Here is a 19,576-nt window from a genome sequence, read left to right as displayed (position 1 = left end):
TTATACTATCCTTCCATTAGATATATTTCATTGTAATAAAAGCGATGAATAAAATATGCTAGAACTATAACAAACACATAAATCGTTTTTCCCCACATATAGGAAAAAAATGAAAAGAAAAAAGTAACACATATCCACGAATTTGCGGCACATGTAAAAAAATTACTATCTCTTTTATTATAAATAGCTCCAGATAATATTCCAAATAAGAATGGTATAATAATAATTCCAATATATGAATAATCTAGGTAAAATGTTCTGAACCAAGTATAGACATTTGTTGTGGAGTCACCAATGTCAATAAACGTACCTCGTGCTGTAACAACATCATTTTGAACTATTCCGAATTGATCAAGTATTCTCGCAAATATAGCGAATGTTCTCTGTCCTAGTTCCCAATCACTCTTATATAATTCAATATATTTTCCAAAAGCTTCAGTTGGACCAGCAAAGTAAATAAATATTTTGTCGATAACAATACTTCTTAAATTTCCTGATGCCATATAATTACGTTGCATTCCTATAAACATAAGAAAAGAAAAAACACCAATGGCAACCAATGGGAGAAATTTAAAAAATTCTTTTCTTTCTTCTTTAATAGACCCAGTATTATATAAATATGAGATTCCAAATGCAATGATATACATCATCAAACATAATCTCGACATTGTTATCATAGCTATTAATATTTCAATAAGAGTCCAAATCAGTACAAATTTTCTTGAATTCTCCGCTCTTTTTGCAAATAGTATACCTAAGAAAACGTAAGAAACCATGCAAATTGAGTTCGCAAAGAATTCAAACAAGCTCCAATGTAATCCTGGATTATATGTCAAGTATCGATACCTTACATAGGTATTATTTGAAATAAATGTCTGCAAAGATCCTGATATTATAAATAAAATGTGATAAATATAGAATGCCAATCTCATAATTTCTAATACAGTAACAGCTTTTAGTATTCTCGTAATTCCTCCTAAATTGTATTCCTGATGAATTACTTCGTTCCGCTGCTTTCCAATCACAAAATTGACATTAGCAGTAATCCAAAATCCTACAGAAAGCGTACAAATTCCTATAACTATCCACAAGTATGCATCAAAAGTATATGATTCTGTTGTATAGAACATATGATGCGAAATAAAAACGACTATCCAGACATATAGAACTATTGATATAGGATTAAAGATTGTATAATTACTCTTCAATATTTGAGCATTTAGCATCAATAATATTAATAACATCACTATTGGCAAAACTATTATCATATGTCATTCCTCTTAAAAAGATGGATATAAAAGTTCATCGATTCTTTAAACCACCTCTGCTTCCTTTTTGATTCAATTTTGCCTGTGACTTGGTTTTCATTATGTAGTATTTTTAAATCCGAATCAAAAAAACAGGTTTTCCCATTAGATTTAATAATTTCTGCAATAATTAGTTCTTCCCCATACATAAATACATTCGGCTTTTCTTCTAGTATCCTATCAACACATTCCCTTTTTAAAAGAAAACAGCTTCCATGTACTGCATACACACTCTTGATTTGTAGTTTTTCTTTCTTATTCTTTTGGGGTTTCAGGTCGTAGAGCTTGAAATAAAGCCAAAATAGCGGAAAACATGAGTATGCTATTCTCCATATCGTTACTTTTGATTTTGTTGGTCTCTTCTTCAAAAATGGGTTTTGATGAACTCCTATTGACGCCAATTTAATATCTGGTCCAATACACCAAATATCATCACCTACCTCTTTAAAAGCTGCATCGAAGAAGTTTGATTGTATGATTTCAATATCAGTATTGCTAACCATCACCCAAGAATACATCCTGCCCGACTGTTCTACCCCATATAAACACCCTGGAAGATAACCCAAATTCTTTCCCGGATTATATACAAGAGCAGACGGCATTACATTCTCTATTTCTTTCTGAAATTTTTCAAAATCACCCACAGCGTTACATGTAACAAGAAGTTGAATATTATCTATAATACTTTGTTTCGAAAGGTTCTTCGTAAATTCAACAACTTCTGCTTCATTGTTGTAACAAACCACTGCCACTGCAATGTCTCTCATTTTTCTGTCACCTTTATTACATACTTCTTTTTCTTGTATAATCCAAAAACCATATTACGACCTGTGCTAATAATTGCCTTCACTGGATTCTGCCCCTCAACTTTCCGGAACAATTTATAATGCCACCCTATCATGGTCATTATGCTATGTGTGCTTACACTTCCTGCTCTACCACGACGGTACAGTGCCAATTCATCATCCAATAGATAGCAGTCTGCGGTTCTGCAAACCTTCAACCACATAGCATAATCATTGTTCTTCTTGATATCATCTATCTGAATGAGTCCAACAGTTTCTACGTCGTACATCACTGTTAAACATCCCGGCCAACAGTAATTAAACATCCCTGTCTTTGTTATTTTCTTCGGTCCTGTAACCGATGTTCCAATCCTCTTCCCATCGGTATCTATCTCAGCGTAATTCGTATATGAAAAGTGATAATTATTTTTTTTCATGAAACTTATCTGTTTACTAAGTTTTTCTGGCATCCACAGATCGTCTGAATCCAGGAAAGCTATCCATTTACCATTTGCTTTGCAAAGCGCTCTGTTCCTACTTATTGCGGCGCCACTATTGAGTTTATTTTTAAGATACTTTATACGTTTATCAACTAAAAAAGGAAGAATAACCTCATCTGTATTATCTGTTGAGCAGTCATCCACAATGATTAGTTCCCAATTCGTATATGTTTGGCTTATCACAGATTTTATCGTTTCTGCAATAAATCCATCAGTATTAAATGATGGCATGATAATTGATACGAGATCGTCCATTCCAACACTCCTTCAACTATTCCTACATAGTTCTTCCATCTTTAAGATTCCTGAAATTTGACTTCCTATTCCTGTTTCTGCTTTAATATGCTTCCTAAATGGATAATGAACACGAACTATTATCCCAAAATCACTTCTATACTTTATATTCAAGCAACAATATGCTTTTCTAAAGCAAAAATACTTTTCTAAATAATCCTGAAATGCTGTTTCATGCCTTATTGGTCTTGATCCATCATTTATATAAAAAGAACCATCAAATCTATCCTTATAATAATCAAGTATTCTAGCTACCATAGCGGCATGGATTGATTTCTTCTCCGCATCCGACTCACCCCGTAGAATGGAGAACTCAACATACGATCCATAATCCATCAGCACTGCATAACCCTTTAGCTCATTAAGTCCAATATCATAGCCACCAAATGCATCTAAATTTCTCCATGTTTCAATCTACTTATAGAACTCTTTTTTCTCGACATGAGGTCTGTATTTTTCCTGCCAGCCAGTATAAGCAGCTATAGTGACTCTCAAAAAATCATCCGTTATTTTTTAGGGATCAATCTTTTGTACAAAAAAGAACCTATTGCCTCGATTGATTTCATATCTTCGCTTGCTTTTCAACTGGGAAATATCAAATTTTGTATCCTTTATGCAGAACCACCAATTGGTTTCAAATCCACAATCCCAATCTGATGTCCAGCGAGCTAATAGAGACTTCCTATCCAACTGCCTAATTTGACCATTTTTTAATTGAAGTCACATCAACAGTTTCGTGTGGTGCGATTGTCGGAATAGCAGCATGATTATAGTATTTTCATCTATCAATCTTCATGCGTACCCCACTTTCTACTGTATCTATGACTCTAAGATTAACACATTCTATTCTATAATCCGACAGGGAATACCTATAACGGTCCCCCCTCAGGTATTTTGGCAATCCTTACTAATTATCACTACGCTAATACCGTTCTTCCAACAATTCCTTAGCTTGATTTTGTAAATAGTCATATCTTTCTTGTGTTACTTTACCGCATTTCAAAAGATAATCTCCATAATCAAGTGTTACGTCTATCTCCTCATTGCTCTCAGTTATATTGCTTCTCACAAAAACTTTTCTGAAAGTCATCCACACAAGTTTCAAATCCACTAATAACGTGATTTTCTCTATGTATTTCAAATCCCATTCAAGTTTTTCTTCCCAGGTAATACCATTACGACCCATCATCTGAGCTAATCCGGATAACCCAGGTTTCGCAGTATGCCGCATCCTCTGTCGATCCGTCATGAATGTCATATCACGAACTAATTGTGGTCGTGGTCCAATCACCGACATTTCCCCCCGCAATATATTGAAAGCCTCCGGAAGTTCATCTAAGCTAGTTGCACGTAAGGCTCGTCCAAACTTTCCCAGCCTCATATCATCAGGAAGGAGATTGCCATTTTCATCTCGCGCATCGGACATAGTACGAAATTTGTACATATCAAATATCCGCTCTTTACCGGTCTTTGGATCAATCATTCCTGGTCGAGGCTGCTTGAATAATACGGGACTTCCCATTTTGACCCTTACTATCACAGCAATAATAATGTACAACCAACTAAAGACAATGATTGCAAGCAATGCGCAAATGATATCCAAAATACGTTTTATATACTTCTCATAAAATCTACGTTTTCTCTGGAATTGCATCTAAACACCCTTTATCTAAAGCAACGATGAATCAACTCAATGATGATTTCTTGTTGCTCTACAGTCATCTTGTTATCACTCGGCAGACAAAGTCCTCTTCTAAAAATGTCCATTCCTATGTCTTGTACTTTGCCTTTTTCAATATATGCATTACTCTGACCACGACCATTGCCATTTGCAGTTATGAAGGCATGACTGCGATAGATAGGTTGGCTATGCATCGGTTTCCATATTGGCCGACCTTCCGCATTGAATCTTGCCAGCACCTCAAGTATTTCTGTCGGACACGACTTCCCTCCTTCAGGGATATACAGAGCTTTTTGGTCATCTCTTACCTGTTCACACATTGCATCTTCATCTATAATCATGCAACTCAGCCAGAAGTTTGGAATAGATTTCTCCGCATCATAAGGATTCATCTTAACCGGCAGATCCTTGAGACCTTCTTTGTAACGCTCATATATTGTCCTTTTCTGATCTATATGGGTTTGCAGATATGGAAGCTGCCCACGGACAATGCCTGCAATTACATTACTCATACGGTAGTTGTATCCAATTTCTTCATGTTGATACCAAGGAGCTGCTTCACGGGACTGTGTACTCCATTTGCGAACCTTCTCAGCATCCTCCTTAGAGTCGGTCAAAAACATTCCGCCACATGAACCAGTAATGATCTTATTGCCATTGAAAGAGATGCAGTTAAAATTGCCCAAAGCACCAGTCTCACCCCATTTACCATTGAGCAGATACTTTGCACCAAAGCTCTCCGCAGCATCCTCTACAATCAGAGCACCATGCTTGTCACATACTGCCTTCAACTCTTCAATCTTGCCGGGAGTACCATATAAATGGGCAATCACAACGATCCTTGTATCCGGATAGAGCTCAAATGCCTTCTCAAGCGCAACTGGATCCATATTCCAGGTATCCGGCTCTGTATCAATGAATACTGCTTCACCATCCTCATAGGCAATAGGATTGATAGAGGCATCGAAGGTCATATCGCTTGCAAATACTGTATGTCCTTCCAGCGTTCCTTTGTTTGGCTTCGCCTGTCCATATAGTTTTTCACCCGCTAGCTTTGTGGCGAGATGTAGCGCAGCAGTACCGGCGCTGAGAGCAACCGCGTAGTTTACTCCAACATATTTCGCCACCTGGCTTTCAATTTCGTCGATATTCTTTCCGACTGTGCTCATCCAGTTGGTCTCATATGCTTCTTTCATATACTCCAGTTCTTCGCCATGCATAGTCGGAGAAGATAGCCATATCTTCTTCTCGAAGGGTTCGATGCCTATGAAATCATCTTTCTTGAAATCCATCTTTTTCTACTCTCTTTTCTTGTATTTGCTCTTGCGTCTTTACAGGAGGCATTAAAAAAGCACATTTCCCACAAGTCATATCAGGGCTTGTGGGCTTATTGTGCTATTAGCCGGCGCTCTTATAACTTCCTTCAGTCAGAGCTTCATAAGCTCCATTCTTCACCATAGTAGCTTTAGGCAGAGCCGGATGATACGTGTTTACTATCTTTGCGACCCATTCTCTTATATTCTTCTTGTTCTTATAGGCCGCCTCCATCAGACCTTCCAGCTGTCTGATGAACACCTCATAATCAAATGGAATCGGCTGTCCTATATGGATGAGGGCGTTGTCAGTTTTCTTCAGCCCTTCTTCCGCCATCAGTTTTTCTTCATAAAGCTTCTCACCGGGACGAAGACCCGTATAGACGATCTTGATGTCTTCGTCTGGTTTAAATCCGCTGAGCCTGATCAGGTTTCTAGCAAGAGTATCTATCTTTACCGGACTGCCCATATCGAGAACAAAGATTTCTCCGCCATGAGCATAGGTACCTGCCAGCATAACTAACCGGACTGCCTCCGGGATGGTCATAAAGTATCGTATGATATCAGGATCCGTGACAGTGACCGGACCGCCCTTGGCTATCTGTTTCTTAAAAATCGGGATAACTGAACCATTGGATCCGAGGACATTACCGAAGCGCACCGCAACGAATTCGGTCTTGGGCTTTCCTACCTCAACTCTGTTACCGTTTCCGCTTGTTCCATCTCCATGTGTGAACAGCTGGGGAAGATCCTGAATTCTGCCCTCTTTCACCTTCTTATCGAAGGTCTGGATGATCATCTCACAGAGCCGTTTCGATGCACCCATGATGTTCGTAGGATTCACAGCCTTATCCGTACTGATAAGTACGAACCTTTCACATCCGTGTGCCATCGCTGCATATGCCGTCTTATAGGTGCCGATGGCGTTATTTTTTATACTCTCACAGGGGCTGTCTTCCATCAGCGGAACATGCTTATGGGCCGCTGCGTGATAAACAATCTGCGGATGATATGTATCAAACACCTGCCATATGCGTCGTGAGTCTCGCACACTTCCGATCAGTGTGACGAGATCCAGTTCCGGATGTTTCTCTTTCAGTTCGTTCTGGATGTCGTAGGCATTGTTCTCGTAGATATCGAAGATGATGAGCTGCTTCGCGCCGTGAGCAGCCACCTGACGGCAAAGCTCAGACCCGATGGATCCGCCGCCGCCCGTGACGAGCACGACCTTCCCGCTGATGAAATCGAAAACCTCTTTCATCTCAGGCTGTATCACTTCGCGTCCCAGAAGGTCTTCAACTGCTACATCCTTCATGGCGCTGACGGTCACCTGCCCAGACATAAGCTGATAGTAACCCGGAAGCTGTTTCAGTTCACAGCCTGTTTCATTACAGATTCCCAGTATCTCTTTCCGATCTTCACTATTGAGTGATGGAATCGCAAGATAGATTTTATCAACTTTATACTTTTCAACCGCGCTAAAGATTTCTTCCCTTCCTCCGACGATCCTGACACCATATATGTACCGATTCCACTTGTCAGGGTCATCGTCGATGACACAAACAACATTGTCTGTGAGTTTATCGGAGCTCTTTATGTCGCGGATTATCATCTGACCGGCATTTCCTGCGCCGATAACCATCACGTGGGCTGAAGCTTCGCTAACCTTTCGGCAGGAACAAAAAAGCAGCCACCCTCGGTAGAAAAAACGCGGAACGCACAGCAGAAACAGTTGGAACAACGCACCGCCGAAGAGATAAGAAAGCGGCATACGAATAAATAAAGCACAAATAATGATAGCATGCAGTACGGAAGCAATGAAGGAAACGATACCGGTACGAGCCAGGTCATTCACAGATGCAAACCGCCACAAGATGCGGTAAAGGCGACACAAGTTGAACAGGATAACGCAGCCTATGGCATACGGCGTTATAAAGCCATAAAAAGCCCTCAGATAGCGAAGCGGGATTCGTGAATACACCGCATCGAACCTAAGCCACAATGCTAAAAAATAAGAACAATGAATCGATATTAAGTCACAAATCCCAACGCACAGCGTCATGATCTGCCAGTGCTCAAGTTTCCTCTTTATCCTCATAACTTCCTGTTCCCCTCCCAACGGCAACGTCGCTATCACTTCACATACTTCTAATACTCATTTACGGTCTTTACATGTTTTAACGGATTTATCTCCTGCAACAGACCGACTCCATATCCGCTACGTTCTCCGTAATACCCATAATTACTGTATTCACCGTATTTACGGCTGTACTTCTTATAGTAATTACCGTAATAACCGTTTTTCGACATATTGACCTTGTTGATGATCACTCCGAGGAAACGGGTACCTGTACGGTCAAGCTGAACTTTTGCCTTCTTAAGCAGCTTCCTGCTGGTGATCTCGGATTCACAGACCAGCACCGTACCATCCGCATAACGACTCAGGATAGCAGCATCTATAACGGTCCCGATAGGAGCCGTGTCGAGAATCACTATATCGTAACCCTCTTCTTTCACGGTGCTGAAAAAACACTCGCACATATCATCTTCAAAAAGCTCTGCTGTGTTTGGCGAATATGGTCCTGACATAACGAGTTCCAGATTCGGTATTACCTCAGTCTTGTAGAAACCATCTTCGATAGGAACCTGTCCCGTCAGCATCTGGCTGAGACCCGGAATCTCTTTTTGCGCCGTATCCCTTACATCATGTACCGTAACAAACTCTGAATTACGAATATCGCAGTCCACATAAAGAGTACGCTTTCCGGACTCTGCAAAAGCCCTCGCTAGGTCAAAGGATACCTTGGATTTTCCTTCGTTAGGTGATGCGGAAGTGATAAGTACAGTGTGAACATTAGAACCGGAAAAAAGGATATTTGTACGAAGAGTACGAATGGACTCAGAGTAGCGGAAATCCTTTTCCACGGGAGTAGTCATAGTTAACTTTCTGTAATTCATCCCTTCTCTCCTTTCTTACTCTTTCTGTAATCGTATCCATAGTGACGCGCCTTTTCAGCAGCCTTCTCATCGATCTCAGGGATGGATGCAAGTACCGGTACGCCAAAGTACCTTTCGATGTCATCCTCTGTCTTGATGGCATCATTTGTGATGATGTTGATGAAGATGCCGCCGCATACGATCATTACACCTGCAAGTGCAGTCATTACAGCGTTCCGCATCGTATTAGGTCCGGTCTTCCGAAGCGGAATCTCACCGTATTCGATGATCTTCGGAGGATCCTGTTCCATGATATCCGCTATATAGTCACTGGCGCAATCCGCCACAGTATCCGTTAGCTGTTTAGCTCTTCCTGGATCTGTATCCAGAAGTGAAATGTTCAAAATACGTGTATTCGCCGGATTGTTCAGTGTGATCTTTCTTCGAAGCTCCAGATAGTTCATATCAAGTGCCAGCCTTTTGATGACATCTTCAAGTACTGTTCTGGATGTTACCAGCACCTTGTAATCGTTGGTCAGCTGACTTCCTATCTGTAAATCTGCAAGACTGGTCAGAGTCGTTTCCTTCGACACGACATAGATCATAGAAGTACTGGTATAGGTCGGCGTCAGAACAAAGCGTGATACCATATACCCCATAGCGCCGCAAAGCACTGCGCTCAGGATCAGAAGCCATAAGCGTCTTTTGATCTCGATATATAGTTCCAAAAGATCGATCTCGATCGTATCATCCTTTTTACTCCGGATCTGATTTATCGATACACCTGTCACAAGGTTTGTATCTTCCACTGTGTTCTTATTACTTAAAGGCATAACGTTCCTCGTTTATACTAATTCTTTATCTTCTATCAATTTCTTTACATTCCCGCGAAACAGTGCTTCAGTCTGTTCCGGTTCATGAGTTTCTATCCAGCGGATAGCTTTCGCAAGTACCGGCGGACGCTTGTCCTCCCGGTGCATGTCAGTTCCCAGAAAATGTACCTGCCTCTTCCTGATGGCATCCCGTACAAATCCGGTCTCTCCGTCCATCAAAGCTGAAAAGCCGCTTTTCCCCAGAGGCTCTGTACTAACCTGTATGTATCCGCCCAAACTGATCACTTCCGAAAGTCCATGGTTTCTTAGTCCCTGAAATCTTTCAGCATGCGCGATGATCGGGCGATATCCCGCTCGTCTGATATTTCGTACAGCCCTGAGTATCACCTGATAACTCTCCATGGGATAAAATTCGATCAGGGTGTAGCGTGAACCTGCAAGTGTCAGAATCTCACCGTTTCTGAGCGCTTCCGGCATGCTTTCGAAATACAGTACTTCGTTCCCTTCATAGAGGGCTACAGAAAGCTCTTCTTTCCTGCATCTTTCACGCAGGAAATCCAGTTTCATCCGGATCTCTACCGGATGAGAAGGCGCCTCCAGATAGTAGTGCGGAGTCGCAAATATCCCTTCCGCTCCCTGTGACACGGCAGAACGTATCAGCTTCATGGATTCATCCTGACTTCTCGCTCCGTCATCTATCTGATAAATAATATGCGAATGAATATCAAACACCATATTCCCCTTATAAAGACAGGGAGGCAGTTTCCTGCCTCCCCGGCATAACGACTGTGCTGTGCACTGCACAAACGTTAAAAATTTTTCCCGGGATAAATATCAACTTATCAAACTACAAAATGTCCGTTAATGACATGAACAAGTTGCTTTGATCCGTCAGCAAGAACGATGGTGATATCACCGGTGAAATTCGAGAACTGATTTGTGGCAGGATCTACCACTACACCGGCGGTTCTTCCGTTTACAGTTACAAGCTGGAACTTGTAATCTACTGTCTTACCGTCGATGGTTCCCTTGTTTGTAAGAGCTGTGAACGTCACACCATCGATCGTAGCAATCGTAGACTGAAGCTCCAGATCGAGACCGGCTCCCTCGACAGTACCGTTGTCATAAATAGCCTTGGTACCTTCGATGCTTATTTCTGTTGTTTCACTGGTCTTTGTAGCACCCTCTGCAGTAGTGGTTGTTGTACCATTGTTTGTTGATGCTGCAAAGCCCTGTGTTGTAACTTGTGTACCCTGCTGTGCTGCAAGCTGCTGTGCTGTAACCGGTACGCCGTTTATTCCGCCAACGTAATCGCCGTCGTCATCATCGGAACCACGATCTGTTGATTCATTAGTACTAGTAACTGGTGATGGGTCTCCTGGAGCCGCGACGGTAAACGCGGTAGCAGACACAGAAAGTGATAATGCAAGCGCAAGTATCAGAAATTTCTTTTTCATTTGGTCATTCCCTCCTTACTTTTTTATTTAGGCATCAGGCTCATTGTGCACATAGCCGGAGCCTATGCTATAAATTTATACTTCCCTGTAAAAAATGTTTAGAACCGATTTGTCAATATCCATGTAATCCGGCCAGAATTCGGTATATTCGGTTACACGTATGTCGCCATTAGGCGTGATGAAGCTTGATTCGGAAAGCGGATCATCTTTCATCAGAATCTCTAATGAAAGGTCAAGATAGGTGCTCTTTTCCATGTTTGTGATGATGTTGTCATCTATAATATGAAACATCTGCGGAACCGTTCCTGTATCCCTTTTCTGCTGCGAGATCAGTTTCTTTTCAAAGGCGATAGCATATACGCGCTGCCTGTCCATACGTTCAATAGCCGTTCCATGGACATCAGTGTCTCTCCAGCGGACAAACCTTTCCGCCAGCTCTCCCTGAAGATCGACCTCAGCCCCCTTCCGGAAGTCAGGATACTCCTTTTCCATACTGTCATCCGGAACCTCTACCGTTACACCTCCGACAAAGTCATTGAGACTGTTGATGATGCCGACAGGTCCTGCCATATATCCATCGATGGGTAACCCTCCGAAAAGCCATGATACAGCGGTAGTCGTTAGTTTTCCGGACAGTTCATGATTGTCACCCATCCACCACGCCAGAGCCAGATGGTCGTGTCCGATACGAAGGATGTTGAAATCATAATCTGTTACATACATATCGCACATGGTGTCTCTGGGTACCTGAATTATGGTCACCTTCTTCTTTGCGGTATCATGTGCCACCAGAAAGATACCGTCACTTCTTCCGGTATCATGAGGGTCACATTCCTCTTTCAGGGATTTCTCCGTATCTATACCGAGTAACAGATATGCCTTAACTGCAGTATTACGCTTATAATGTTTTCCATTGTAGAAAAGTTCCGGAAGATCAAATACCTTTGGTCTCTCTTCGACTGCAACGCCATTTAGGGCATATTTGGGTTTACTGATATCTTCCCCGGGTTCGCAGGTAACCTTTATAAGCTGTTTCTCCGGATCACTGGCGAGATCTATGAGCGCATCCAGATCCTGTTTACCGACATTTTCTCCTGCCAGGATGCCTGAACCTTCTCCGCTCCAGAGCCCGGAATCCAGAAGCTGCTTGTTGAAGGCTTCTACTTTTTCTGTATCCTGTCGGCTCTGCTCCATATAGCTCAATTGCTGTCGGAGCTGATACTGATGATATACCCAGACGCCGCCAACAGATGCGGTGATCATCACCGCTCCGATGAAGATCCTGAGAGGTCTCTGTCGTCTTTTCTTCGCTTTTTCTCTATCTAAATGTTGTTCCTTTGCCATAAATTTTCCTCTATTTGGTATAGATGAGGTTGACATTGACCACATTTTATTAAAAATCGACAAAAATCGAAAGTTTTTCTGACATATACGTCGTTTAAATGAATCAAGGGCTTGGTTAAAATAGGATCAATACTTTGCCCATTTGTTAATCTATGAATAAACCTTTGTATATGAGAGGAAAATCATGTATCGAAAGAAGCGAATTGAGAACATTTCTCCTTTTATGAAGAAACTATTCGGCGGAACCGTATGTGCGATCATTTTCTGTGGCGCCTCCTTTTTTGTGATACGGGACTATCAGGAACAGAAAGCCTATCAGGCCTGGGCCCTCACGGAAAATCAGGAACTGTATAACCAGTCCCTGTCAAAACGTGCCGAGGAACGTTTAATTCTAAAAGAGTCCCAAAAGAAAAATGACAGTTTCTATCAGCGGCTCCACGATCACCTTCCGGTACGTATCCTCGTTTTGGGAGATGCCTACGGGCAGGGGCTTGGCGCGGAAAAGAAAAGTTCTGCCTGGTTTTCTATCCTGGAAAACTCTCTCCGTAAGAAATATAAAGTCAATGTCACCATCGACAATCAGTCTTTATCAAAATCCGGCAGTGCTTATTCAGGTTTCGGTCTTCTGTCCACTCTGAAAAACCAGTCTGAAGGCGGAAAAGACTACGATCTCTGTATCCTAAGCTTCGGTACAAATGAAACGCCGAAAGACTTTTCTCTTTGGTACGAGGGTATACTTCAGAATCTGCGGACGAAATACCCTCATTGCAGTGTGATGTCGATCCTCGGACATCAGGGAGTCATGAAACCCGAGCTCGGGTATCTCGATGATAATGCTGATGTTCTTAAGAGTCTGACGAAAATCTACCACGGCACCCTGATCGATATGCCTGAGGCTATGACCCAGAAGAATCATGAAAAGTCGGAAGACAAAAGCGCCCGATACACAAATGACGGTCTCTTCCTGAACGACTCAGGTCAGAAGCTTCTCGCCGATACTATTTTTCATTCCATCGTGTCTGCTGTCGCGAAATATCCGGATTACGATAAGTCCGCAGTAACACCGGTATCCCCGGAGATTCCGGCATTGACGAATGCAGTCTATATCGATTCAGATAACTTTAAGCGCATCGATCAGTACACTCTGACCATCGGACCTTCTGCTTTGAAAGAAGCCGGCATCGATACAGCGAATTTCATCGGAACACTCGGAGTAGACTTTTCTTATATACCGGGTGCCAACGACCTTCTCGTAAGTGATGGAGGACGCGGTCTCGGCAGGAATGCGTTTTCTCTGGATGGTACGAAGGCAGAACGAACTATCGCGCCTATCAACGATCACGTGAAGATCTCAAATTATCTGATGCTTAGCTTCCTTACGAAGTCTCAGGCTGACACTTTCAAGGGCGTGCTTTTCACAAAGGATGTCCCTATGTCGGAATCGCTGGACGCCTTCACGTCACCGGAAACGATTGGTCCCGTAGATGAAACAGGAGCCTTGATCCCTCTGGACCATGAGGGAATGATAATGACTGAACTATATGCAGCATCCACTTACTCGGGCACTGAAACTTCTGCATCTGATAAGCCGGTTTCTTCGAAATCGTCTTCTGCCGAAAGTAAATCGGAGAATGCTGTAAATGAAACTCTGGTAAACAGCCGCCCGGCAGAATCACATAGTGTAGAAAGTACTGGCGAAGAAGCCACTTCTGAAAAAAGTACTGCTCAAGAAAATGCTTCTGAAGAAAGTACCGCAGAAAAAAGTTCTGCTACTGAAAATACCTCCGAAGAAAATGCATCGGAGAGTTCACAGGAGTCCAACACCTCAGAAGCTGAAGGCGATCACGACCTCTCTCAGGATCAGTCATCGGAAGATAACGGCACAACAAGCTCAGATGCTTCTGCTGAGTCTGGCGGAACCTCTGCTTCCGGTAACTCGGATACTTCAAAGTCATCTGCTGCTGAAAGTAAGTCGGAGGCTTCATCTGAGTCCGAAGGTTCAGTTCCGACACTTCCTGATGATGTGAAATATGCTTCAAATGAGAAGAATCTGATACCTGGAGAGGCTCTCCAGGCTTCCTCTTCTCCAAATGGGAAAAACTCTTAATGCAAAGAAGTCCGCACCGAAAAACCGGTGCGGACTTCTTGTTTTACTATTTCTAATTTTCTTTTCAATTATGTGTGGAACACGCTCTCTGCATAAAGGTCTATCTCATATCGAAGATATGATTTACGAGCGACCCAGTACAATTTTCATCAGAACGCTGCAGCCTTCGCTGCAGTATTACGGTTCTTTGCCTCATACAGTGAGAAGGCAATGTTTATGGCATGATCGCCTACACGCTCGATTCCGGAAACGATATCCGAGAAGAAGATGCCTGCTCTTACAGAGCACTTACCTTCGCTGAGTCTCTGGATATGCTTGTCCTGAAGGCTTAACTCCAGACTGTCTGTCTCATCCTCAAGAGTACGAACCTCTTCCATATTGGTCATATCTCCTGTAACGAACATATCGAGAGAATCTCTCATAAGCTTGTTGACCACATCCATCATACCCTTCAGGTCTTCCTTCGCAAGATCTGACATATGGACATCCTTTTCTGTAAAATACTTAACTACATCTGCAATATCCTCTGCATGATCTCCTATTCTTTCAATATCTGAACATACATGGAAATATCCGGCGATGAGATCCGCATCTCGAAGAGGGATGGCGTTCTGGTTGATCTTCGTCATATATGTGGTTATCTGCTCACAGAGCCAGTCGATGTATTTCTCAGTCTCATATACCTTTGCGATTCCGGCGCCGTCCTCATTGAGGAGACACTCCATCGCAGTGTTCAGGTTCTTGAAAGCAGCATTTGCCATGCGCTCCATCTCCTGCTTAGCCATATAGATGGCAACTGCCGGGTTAGGCAGCTTGTTGATGTTGATATACTTGAGACGGAACTCTCCATCCTCCTTGGATGTCTCAGTCTCGTCTTCCTTGGCAAGTACGTAGGTAAGCTTGATGATCTGATCCATAAACGGATAGAAAACGATTACCTGGAACACCTTAAAGATAAAGTGTGCAAATGCTATATTTCGTCCGAGAGATCCCGGATCGTTTCCGGTTCCGGATACAAATCTGATGATATTCTCGATGTGTCCCGAGAAAAGCATTAGCAGGATAAACATGAGGACTGTTCCGAATATGTTGAACAAAAGGTGAATGAGCGCAGCACGCTTTGCATTGACATTACCCTGAAGAGCTGTAAGGACTGCACTTGAACATGCACCGATGTTACAGCCGAGGATGATAAACATACATATGCGGAGATCCACCAGTCCCATGGAACCCATGACAACGAGTATGGATACTGTCACAGATGAGGACTGAACTATGGATGTGATGACGAATCCCATGAGAAGTCCCAGCACCGGATTTGTGAAACCGGAAAGGAAGCTGATGACAGCCGGAATCTCTCGAAGGTCCGCCATAGAGCCGGACATGGTGGAGATACCCACGAACAGAAGTCCGAAACCCATGACGATCTCACCTGACTTTTTGACCGTCGGATAAGGAATGAAATTCATCATGATAGCACCGGCGAAAATGAAAATAGGTGCTATGGCTGATAAACGGAAGGCAACCAGCAAGGCTGTTACCGTAGTACCGATGTTCGCACCGAGTATGATGCCGCAGGCGTTGGACAGTGCCATCAGTCCCGAATTAACAAATGTTACTACCATTACAGTGGCGGTACTGGAGGACTGGATCACAGCCGTAAAAAACAATCCGACCAGAACTCCTGTGAGTCTTGTTCTGGTAAAGGTCTCCAGAATCTTTCGCAGCTTGTTACCGGCTACCTTTTCGATACCGTGACTCATCATGTACATACCTGCGATAAAGAGGCCAAGTCCGCCCAGCAGACTTACAAAAATAGAAAGCATCTGATTTCTCCCTTATTCCCTAATGTGTACTCATAATTTTGCCCATACAAAGTTTAGTATATCGCACTATCTTCTATTAAAATAGTGTATTTTCAGAGAAACACTTAAGATTATTCTCTTAATTTTGTTGAATTGACACAAAACAGGGGACGTCTGCATTTACTCTGCATACCGCCCCCTGAATCATATACTGTAAGTATCATGAAATACGAAACAGCTTTACTCCACTTATATCAGATCCTGTCTGTTGTTTCCCGCTTTTCTTTGTTTCCGATAAATATCATGACTGCCGCGAGAAGCATTATCGCTCCTACTATGAAATAGCACTTCGAGAATGCACTGGTGGTGCCGTAGATATCCAGCACTCCGTGAAACAAAGCTCCTGCCGTAAGTGTAGTGATACCGGCTCCCCAGAGGTTACGGGTCATCTGCTGCGGAAATCCTGTTCCTATAATCTTCTTTGTATCCATGGCGATGAGTAGCCATGGCAGAAGTCCTAACCCTAAGGGAAATGCAAATGCATAAAGCATATAGTAAGAAAAAACTCCGAAGCTGAAATACTCGTATACAGCTCCGAAAAGAGCTATCACTATGGTGCTTATGACATATCTCCTCACCTTTTTGAGAGCCAGTCTCCGGTTGTTAAATCTCAGTACCGCGCTGTCCTCGTTTGTTAAGTCTATACTTTTATCTGTACTATCCTGATTGATTTCAGTTATGGTGTTTTGAAGACTTATATAATTTGTCATTTTGATCATTCCTTTCCATAAAGTCTTATTAGTTCTGCTTCGCGATATATACGATATCGCTGACAGATCTCTCTGATATCCTGTTTCCGCCTGTAGTCGGTTTGTTGATTACCTGACCGTTGAAATACATGGTGCTGGAGCCGCCTCCGTCCAGGTTGTAGGCTGTGGTGCATCCGAGACTCTCCATGAATTCCGCCAGCTGATATAGAGTGAGTCCTGTCGACTCATCGGTTCTTCCGTCAGTCACCACAAATACATAATGTCCGGTCTCAAGAATTCCTATGGCTGTTCTCGGGTTTGACGCCATGGCCTTTCCGACCTCTTCATCCTTTGTTACTGCTATCTCTCCGTCTATGACAAGTCCCGGACCAAAACTCAGAACATCACTGGCTCCTTCCGAAAGGATCTCCTCGGCGCTTACCTCATCCTCGGAAAAGATCTTGAAGCTTCCGTCAGTAAGTATGGCGAGATCCTCGTTGCCGCCTGATGTCGATCTGTACAGAACTCCGTTTCTTATTACATAGCCTTCGTTCTGGGCTCCGTAGAAATCACCGTTAATTGCGAGTACGGCGTTGTTTTCCTCCGCGGTTACAGAGGTCTCCGCCTTTACATTCTTTCCGTAGGTGTCTTCTGCAAATGCTGTCTTTATGAGGTCTCTGGAAGTGTATGCCTCGCTGTCTTCTGTTGTGGCATCTCCCACAAGTCTCACATCAGCTACATAAATCGATGTGTCATTTGCTCTGTATTCGCTTACTGTAATGGTCTTTACGCTGTCGGAATAGGTTCCGAGTACAGTGTCGGAGCTTACTGTATCGATGGTGGTCGTCACATCGGCGGTAGCGGATGTCGTCGAAGCTGTTCTGCTTTCATGCTTCGAGCTTCCATGAGGTCCGGAGAAGCCCTCAGGTCTTTTTCTGGACTCGGATTTTGCGCCTGTATTTACTACTTCTTTTACAGTGACCTGTGACCTCTTGGTATCAGTGCTGTACTTCTTCGGGATCACAAATGTGTCGAGAAGCGCATAGCCTGTAAATATGGTCAGAGTCGCGTAGAATATGATATTAAATTTCCAGTTGGAAAGATTTGCTGTTAATGTACTGCTCTTCATTTTTACTCCTCTCTTTTTTCCTGTCTGCAAATACAAACTGTCTTTGTATGGTGAAGCTCACGAAAAACATGATGCACTCAACAACTATCTTCAGTATCGCAGGATCAGCTACAGTAAATACTGTGAGGATGTAGAGCAATGCTGAGTTCATAGTAAGTATACTTACTGCAAGCAGGGCGTATCGTTTTGCATAAGTGATGTCTCTTTCACCGATCTTTTCTTTCCCGGAAAGCTCTCCGGCGCCTGCGAACACGAAGTTCCGGTTAATGCTGTAGTTCGATACCGCACTTATGAAGCGGGCGAAGACATTGGCAAAAAGGACTGTAGTGGTAGTCGAACCGAAAAGGGCAACGATGCACACGAAAATCAGATAGTCAATGAGGAAGCTAGCGAAGCTTGATGCGCTGAATTTCAGTATCTCACCGTAGATCTTCAGAGAATCCTTCAGCGGATTGAAGTGGCTGCCTGCATTGTCATCGATGTAGATAGTCTCGATGGGAAGCTCAGCCATGGAGATCCGTGCCCTGGAGAAATCCATGAGCATGTTCATCTCATACTCGTATCGGTCGCCGGATACCATAAGGGCTCTTTCCATGAGATCTCCGGAAAAGGCTCTCATTCCGGTCTGGGTGTCATAAATGTAGACCCCGGAAACTGCCCTGAAAACGTTCCTCGTGATTCCGTTTCCGATTCGGCTACGAAGAGGCGACTTCGCACTCTGACGCCGGCTGCCGAGAACCAGCGTATCTCTGTGGGCTATGGCATAATCCGTAAGCCGTATGGCGTCCGACACCTTATGCTGCCCGTCGGAATCGATGACGACCACTGTGTAATCCTCTTCCGCGTAATTCTCTCTGATGTAGCTGAAGGCTGTCTTCATGGCATATCCCTTGCCACGGTTCTCGGAGTAGCGGATCACATGTGCGAAGAACTTCGCCTCTTCGAAGATCCGGTGAAATGCTTCTCCCGTGACCTTTCCGCTCTTCACTGCTTTTCCGTTCTCGGAACCGTCATCCACTATCACTACCTGAAAGCCTGCTGCAGCTGCCTCGCTCGCTACTTCTATAAGTTTGTTGTCCGGCTCATATGCCGGAATAACTGCTATACGTACCATCTTTGAATCTCTATACATATATTTCTCCTTTCGGAATCTAAACGAAAGCTGTGACAGAGCATCCCGCCCTGTATGACTGTATAGTAATTTATGAAGCTTAAATGGTACTGAAGTTGATCACTATTATTTCGCACAAAAAAGGGGCTGTCACTTTAGATGATCAATCTGGTATGCTACCCGTCAAGCGGACAGTAAAAAATCAAAAAGTTCCCTACCGCCAG

Annotated in this window: 17 protein-coding genes; 1 reads left to right on the top strand and 16 read right to left on the bottom strand. The window is 43.1% G+C overall.

Annotated features, from left to right (window positions below; all coding sequences use genetic code 11):
* Positions 1-5 precede the first annotated feature (5 nt).
* From BXO88_RS14535 to BXO88_RS14480, 12 genes are all read right to left on the bottom strand, one after another.
* The gene (locus BXO88_RS14535; protein ID WP_078038453.1) at positions 6-1,268 is read right to left on the bottom strand and encodes an O-antigen polymerase; all 1,263 of its coding nucleotides are present in this window, start codon (positions 1,266-1,268) and stop codon (positions 6-8) included.
* Positions 1,265-2,074: a glycosyltransferase family 2 protein gene (locus BXO88_RS14530; RefSeq protein WP_078038452.1), complete on the bottom strand. Its 810-nt coding sequence runs from the start codon at positions 2,072-2,074 to the stop codon at positions 1,265-1,267. Before BXO88_RS14530 ends, BXO88_RS14535 begins: the two co-directional genes overlap by 4 nt.
* The gene (locus tag BXO88_RS14525) at positions 2,071-2,847 is read right to left on the bottom strand and encodes a glycosyltransferase family 2 protein (protein WP_078038451.1); all 777 of its coding nucleotides are present in this window, start codon (positions 2,845-2,847) and stop codon (positions 2,071-2,073) included. Before BXO88_RS14525 ends, BXO88_RS14530 begins: the two co-directional genes overlap by 4 nt.
* A gap of 12 nt (positions 2,848-2,859) precedes the next feature.
* On the bottom strand, positions 2,860-3,222 hold the full coding sequence (locus BXO88_RS14520) for a hypothetical protein (protein ID WP_078038450.1): 363 nt from the start codon (positions 3,220-3,222) through the stop codon (positions 2,860-2,862).
* 586 nt (positions 3,223-3,808) lie between these two features.
* Positions 3,809-4,540, bottom strand: a complete 732-nt coding sequence (locus BXO88_RS14515) for a sugar transferase (protein ID WP_078038449.1) — start codon at positions 4,538-4,540, stop codon at positions 3,809-3,811.
* Positions 4,541-4,551: 11 nt separating this feature from the next.
* Positions 4,552-5,859, bottom strand: a complete 1,308-nt coding sequence (locus tag BXO88_RS14510; protein ID WP_078038448.1) for a DegT/DnrJ/EryC1/StrS family aminotransferase — start codon at positions 5,857-5,859, stop codon at positions 4,552-4,554.
* A 106-nt stretch (positions 5,860-5,965) separates the two neighbouring features.
* Positions 5,966-7,978 (bottom strand): polysaccharide biosynthesis protein, encoded by a 2,013-nt coding sequence (locus BXO88_RS14505; RefSeq protein ID WP_078038447.1) that lies wholly within the window; start codon positions 7,976-7,978, stop codon positions 5,966-5,968.
* 50 nt (positions 7,979-8,028) lie between these two features.
* Complete coding sequence (locus BXO88_RS14500; protein WP_078038446.1) at positions 8,029-8,838, bottom strand: CpsD/CapB family tyrosine-protein kinase; 810 nt, start codon at positions 8,836-8,838, stop codon at positions 8,029-8,031.
* On the bottom strand, positions 8,835-9,650 hold the full coding sequence (locus tag BXO88_RS14495; protein ID WP_078038445.1) for a YveK family protein: 816 nt from the start codon (positions 9,648-9,650) through the stop codon (positions 8,835-8,837). The genes BXO88_RS14500 and BXO88_RS14495 overlap by 4 nt, the downstream gene beginning before the upstream one ends.
* 12 nt (positions 9,651-9,662) lie before the next feature.
* Complete coding sequence (locus BXO88_RS14490) at positions 9,663-10,385, bottom strand: CpsB/CapC family capsule biosynthesis tyrosine phosphatase (protein ID WP_078038444.1); 723 nt, start codon at positions 10,383-10,385, stop codon at positions 9,663-9,665.
* Between the two features lie 107 nt (positions 10,386-10,492).
* Complete coding sequence (locus tag BXO88_RS14485) at positions 10,493-11,107, bottom strand: hypothetical protein (RefSeq protein ID WP_078038443.1); 615 nt, start codon at positions 11,105-11,107, stop codon at positions 10,493-10,495.
* 75 nt (positions 11,108-11,182) lie between these two features.
* The gene (locus BXO88_RS14480) at positions 11,183-12,451 is read right to left on the bottom strand and encodes an LCP family glycopolymer transferase (RefSeq protein WP_168171732.1); all 1,269 of its coding nucleotides are present in this window, start codon (positions 12,449-12,451) and stop codon (positions 11,183-11,185) included.
* 184 nt (positions 12,452-12,635) lie between these two features.
* Between BXO88_RS14480 and BXO88_RS14475 the strand changes: the two genes are divergently transcribed.
* A complete protein-coding gene (locus BXO88_RS14475; RefSeq protein ID WP_078038441.1) occupies positions 12,636-14,558 on the top strand; it encodes an SGNH/GDSL hydrolase family protein in 1,923 nt (640 codons plus the stop codon).
* A gap of 149 nt (positions 14,559-14,707) precedes the next feature.
* Here the strand turns inward: BXO88_RS14475 and BXO88_RS14470 are convergent, their stop codons facing one another.
* The 4 genes from BXO88_RS14470 to BXO88_RS14455 all read right to left on the bottom strand — a co-directional run bounded on the left by BXO88_RS14470 (position 14,708) and on the right by BXO88_RS14455 (position 19,373).
* Complete coding sequence (locus BXO88_RS14470; protein ID WP_078038440.1) at positions 14,708-16,384, bottom strand: Na/Pi cotransporter family protein; 1,677 nt, start codon at positions 16,382-16,384, stop codon at positions 14,708-14,710.
* 233 nt (positions 16,385-16,617) lie between these two features.
* Positions 16,618-17,133 carry a hypothetical protein gene (locus BXO88_RS14465; RefSeq protein ID WP_078038439.1) on the bottom strand — a complete coding sequence of 172 codons (516 nt, stop codon included), beginning with the start codon at positions 17,131-17,133 and terminating at the stop codon, positions 16,618-16,620.
* Between the two features lie 28 nt (positions 17,134-17,161).
* The gene (locus tag BXO88_RS14460; protein WP_078038438.1) at positions 17,162-18,241 is read right to left on the bottom strand and encodes a phosphodiester glycosidase family protein; all 1,080 of its coding nucleotides are present in this window, start codon (positions 18,239-18,241) and stop codon (positions 17,162-17,164) included.
* Complete coding sequence (locus tag BXO88_RS14455; RefSeq protein WP_078038437.1) at positions 18,195-19,373, bottom strand: bifunctional glycosyltransferase family 2/GtrA family protein; 1,179 nt, start codon at positions 19,371-19,373, stop codon at positions 18,195-18,197. The genes BXO88_RS14460 and BXO88_RS14455 overlap by 47 nt, the downstream gene beginning before the upstream one ends.
* Positions 19,374-19,576 lie beyond the last annotated feature (203 nt).

It is taken from the genome of Oribacterium sp. C9 (assembly GCF_002007235.1).
Lineage (GTDB): Bacteria > Bacillota > Clostridia > Lachnospirales > Lachnospiraceae > Oribacterium.
This window is presented reverse-complemented; position numbering and strand designations above follow the sequence as displayed.

What these genes read in the sequence shown, in the direction of transcription:
- BXO88_RS14475 (WP_078038441.1), top strand. Translation starts at nt 12,636, where the DNA reads ATGTATCGAAAGAAGCGAATTGAGAACATTTCTCCTTTTATGAAGAAA.
- BXO88_RS14510 (WP_078038448.1), bottom strand. Translation starts at nt 5,859, where the DNA reads ATGGATTTCAAGAAAGATGATTTCATAGGCATCGAACCCTTCGAGAAG.
- BXO88_RS14470 (WP_078038440.1), bottom strand. Translation starts at nt 16,384, where the DNA reads ATGCTTTCTATTTTTGTAAGTCTGCTGGGCGGACTTGGCCTCTTTATC.
- BXO88_RS14515 (WP_078038449.1), bottom strand. Translation starts at nt 4,540, where the DNA reads ATGCAATTCCAGAGAAAACGTAGATTTTATGAGAAGTATATAAAACGT.
- BXO88_RS14505 (WP_078038447.1), bottom strand. Translation starts at nt 7,978, where the DNA reads ATGAGGATAAAGAGGAAACTTGAGCACTGGCAGATCATGACGCTGTGC.
- BXO88_RS14495 (WP_078038445.1), bottom strand. Translation starts at nt 9,650, where the DNA reads ATGCCTTTAAGTAATAAGAACACAGTGGAAGATACAAACCTTGTGACA.
- BXO88_RS14535 (WP_078038453.1), bottom strand. Translation starts at nt 1,268, where the DNA reads ATGATAATAGTTTTGCCAATAGTGATGTTATTAATATTATTGATGCTA.
- BXO88_RS14460 (WP_078038438.1), bottom strand. Translation starts at nt 18,241, where the DNA reads ATGAAGAGCAGTACATTAACAGCAAATCTTTCCAACTGGAAATTTAAT.
- BXO88_RS14525 (WP_078038451.1), bottom strand. Translation starts at nt 2,847, where the DNA reads ATGGACGATCTCGTATCAATTATCATGCCATCATTTAATACTGATGGA.
- BXO88_RS14530 (WP_078038452.1), bottom strand. Translation starts at nt 2,074, where the DNA reads ATGAGAGACATTGCAGTGGCAGTGGTTTGTTACAACAATGAAGCAGAA.
- BXO88_RS14465 (WP_078038439.1), bottom strand. Translation starts at nt 17,133, where the DNA reads ATGACAAATTATATAAGTCTTCAAAACACCATAACTGAAATCAATCAG.
- BXO88_RS14490 (WP_078038444.1), bottom strand. Translation starts at nt 10,385, where the DNA reads ATGGTGTTTGATATTCATTCGCATATTATTTATCAGATAGATGACGGA.
- BXO88_RS14520 (WP_078038450.1), bottom strand. Translation starts at nt 3,222, where the DNA reads ATGGATTATGGATCGTATGTTGAGTTCTCCATTCTACGGGGTGAGTCG.
- BXO88_RS14480 (WP_168171732.1), bottom strand. Translation starts at nt 12,451, where the DNA reads ATGGCAAAGGAACAACATTTAGATAGAGAAAAAGCGAAGAAAAGACGA.
- BXO88_RS14485 (WP_078038443.1), bottom strand. Translation starts at nt 11,107, where the DNA reads ATGAAAAAGAAATTTCTGATACTTGCGCTTGCATTATCACTTTCTGTG.
- BXO88_RS14500 (WP_078038446.1), bottom strand. Translation starts at nt 8,838, where the DNA reads ATGAATTACAGAAAGTTAACTATGACTACTCCCGTGGAAAAGGATTTC.
- BXO88_RS14455 (WP_078038437.1), bottom strand. Translation starts at nt 19,373, where the DNA reads ATGTATAGAGATTCAAAGATGGTACGTATAGCAGTTATTCCGGCATAT.